Origin of the sequence: Paenisporosarcina sp., from assembly GCF_049671445.1 — a bacterium.
GTDB lineage: Bacteria > Bacillota > Bacilli > Bacillales_A > Planococcaceae > Paenisporosarcina.
The window spans coordinates 1-3,117 of record NZ_JBATUX010000129.1 but is presented as its reverse complement, the minus strand read 5'-3'; the positions used below and the strand labels follow the sequence as shown (position 1 = coordinate 3,117).

2 protein-coding genes are annotated in these 3,117 nt (G+C 38.1%); both read right to left on the bottom strand.

Annotated features, from left to right (window positions below):
- Positions 1 to 253: 253 nt before the first annotated feature.
- A complete protein-coding gene (locus tag WBG45_RS16250) occupies positions 254 to 1,276 on the bottom strand; it encodes a LacI family DNA-binding transcriptional regulator (protein WP_424416128.1) in 1,023 nt (340 codons plus the stop codon).
- 149 nt (positions 1,277 to 1,425) lie between these two features.
- Complete coding sequence (locus WBG45_RS16245) at positions 1,426 to 3,087, bottom strand: glycoside hydrolase family 13 protein (protein ID WP_424416127.1); 1,662 nt, start codon at positions 3,085 to 3,087, stop codon at positions 1,426 to 1,428.
- Positions 3,088 to 3,117 lie beyond the last annotated feature (30 nt).

Below are 3,117 nucleotides of genomic sequence, written 5' to 3'. Positions count from 1 at the left end.
AAATGGCTCTGCTGATTTCCGTTACAGGCGGACGCTTTCCGCGGGCGGTCCGTGAGCCTCCTCGACGCAAGCGTCTGCGGGGTCTCACCTGGACACGCTTCTCCCGCAGGAGTCGCCGCCTTCCACTACAATCATCTAACTTATAAAATATCAACAGGAAGATACATCTTAGCTTATAAAAAAATCGCTATCGCTACGCTAGTTTTGAAACATGAAATTTAGCGAGGACGAGTATTTCATTGTACAAGTGTGGTTATTTATTTTCTGAACAAGAGAAACGTTTTACTAATTGGTGAGGTACAATCATACGCTTCACAGGCTCATTTGGATTTTCCAAAAGTTGAATCAATTTTTTCGAAGCTTGGAAACCGAGCTCAAAAATATTAATATCGACCGAGGTTAATGGTGGATGGGACAGTTCTGAAAATAGCACATTGTTAAAACTCAGGATTGAAATATCCTCTGGTACAGATATATTCATTTCAATTAACGTATTCAAGACACCTAGTGCCATTAAATCATCAGCTACCACTAATGCAGTAGGTGGGTTTTTCAAGTTTATGAGTTTCCTAATTGCTTCTTGACCACCTTCACGCAGAAACTCACTATGAATGATGTAATCGTCTTCACTTTGGATACCCGCTTCACGTAAAGCTTTTTCAAATCCGAGTAACCGCTCGATGGTCACTACAAAATTTAAGTCTCCACCAATAAAGCCGATTTGTTTATGTCCTAGACCCAATAAATAGTTAGTTGCTTCTTTCGAGGCTAAATAATTATCGTTATCCACGTATGTAATTGTTTCTACGTCTTTAAACGGTTTACCAATTACGACAAAAGGAAATTTTCTTTCTTTTAAGTAATTTAATACTTTGTCTTCGATACGAGAATAAAGCAAAATAACTCCATCTACTCGACCACCTTGAACCATTTGGATAACGCCTTCATAAATTTCTTCATCCGTTTTACCTGTGCTAATTTGGAGGGCATATTGACGTTCATTTGCACCGTCACTTAGTCCCCTTAATACTGTAGGGAAAAATGGATTTTGGAAAAACACATCAGTTGAGTTTGGTAGCACCAATCCGATAACTCTTGTAGATTGATTAGCCAAACTTCGTGCAATGAAATTCGGATGATACCCGAGTTCATCCATCGCAGCTCTTACTTTAATTTTTGTTTTTTCGCTAATTCGAGGGCTATTCGCTATGACTCTAGATACGGTAGATGGGGCGACATTTGACAGTTTTGCAACGTCTTTAATTGTAATGGCCAAAGCTCACCCTCCTCTAATAAATCCTGATAAAATCTTCATGTTAATCTGGCGGAATGTTAATAAACGAACAATCATATTAAGTATATAAAAATTCCATATCTTTTCACATGAACAAGAGTGCAAATACTTAATTTGCACTCTCGATTACTCTAGAATAAGTATACTCTAGTTTCATATGGTTTAAGCGAAACTGTTTCTGCAAGCACACGATCTGCTGAATCATAATTGCTTAACATAAGCTTTCCATTTCCTGCAGGCAAATCTGCTAATGTGATGCTTTGTGGTTGATCACCAAAGTTACAAATCACGATTGCAGAAGAATCTTGGTAGCTCCGTTTATAAGCGTATACAGCAGGATGATCCTCGAGCAGTAATGTGTAACCTCCATAAACAAAGACTTGATGCTCCTTGCGCAAAGAAATCATGTCTTTATAAAATGAATAAATAGATTGCGGGTCTTTCATTTGAGTCTCTACGTTAATATGTTGATGATTCACATTGACTTTCATCCATGGATTGCCATCTGTGAAACCTGCATTTTGTTGATGATTCCATTGCATAGGAGTACGGGAATTGTCACGTCCGCTTTTCCAAATAATCTCCATCATTTCTTGATGAGATCGACCTTTAGCCGTTTCGATACGATAATAATTTTTCATTCCAACATCATCATAATCTTCAATAGAGTCAAATTGAACATTGGTCATCCCAATTTCTTGACCTTGATAGATGAATGGCGTTCCCTGCATAAGGAAGTAGCAAGCCCCTAACATTTTCGCGCTTTCCATCCAAAATTCTTCATCGTTCCCCCAAGTGGAAACACTACGAGGTTGGTCATGATTTTCAAAGAACAAAGCGTTCCAGCCGTTTCCATGTAATTCAGTTTGCCATTTCGATAATGTTTGTTTCAAACCGACTACATCAACTGAATCATCTGCCCCTTTCCCCCATAATCCAAGGTGTTCAAATTGGAAAACCATATCGAACTTGCCATTTTGTTCTCCAACCCAGTCATCTGCCTGATGGATTTTCACACCGTTTGCTTCTCCGACCGTCATAATGTCGTACTTATCAAACGTCTCTTCCTTTAATTCTTTCAAAAATTCATGTATGCCCTCTTGGTTCATATGCATATCAAATGACGGGACAAAATCTAGATTATCTGGATTAGGTAAGTCTGGCATGCCAGGGTATTTCTTGATATGTGAAATCGCGTCAACACGGAATCCATCTATTCCTTTATCGAGCCACCAGTTCACCATGTCATAAAGCGCATGACGAACTTCTGGATTTTCCCAGTTTAAATCTGGCTGTTTTTGATGGAAGAGATGCAAGTAGTATTGTTGCGTTTTCTCATCAAAGTCCCAAGCACTTCCTGAGAAAATACTTTCCCAGTTATTCGGTTCTTTTCCATTTACTCCGTCTTTCCAAATATACCAATCTCTCTTTGGATTATCTTTAGAAGAACGTGATTCGATGAACCAAGGATGCTCATCACTTGAGTGATTGATAACTAAATCTAGAATAACTTTCATGCCACGTTTATGAGATTCTTTTAGTAAAAGTTCGAAATCTTCCATGGTTCCAAACTCTTCCATGATATCTTGATAATCACTAATATCATAACCATTATCCGCATTTGGTGATTTGAAGAATGGACATATCCACAGCACATCTACACCAAATTCTTTTAAGTAGTCTAGTTTTGTAATAATACCTTGTATATCTCCAATTCCATCACCATTGCTGTCCATAAAACTACGGGGATAGATTTGATAACAAACAGCTTCTTTCCACCAATATTTATTCATTTATTAAACCTCCAAATCCAAGATGTAACT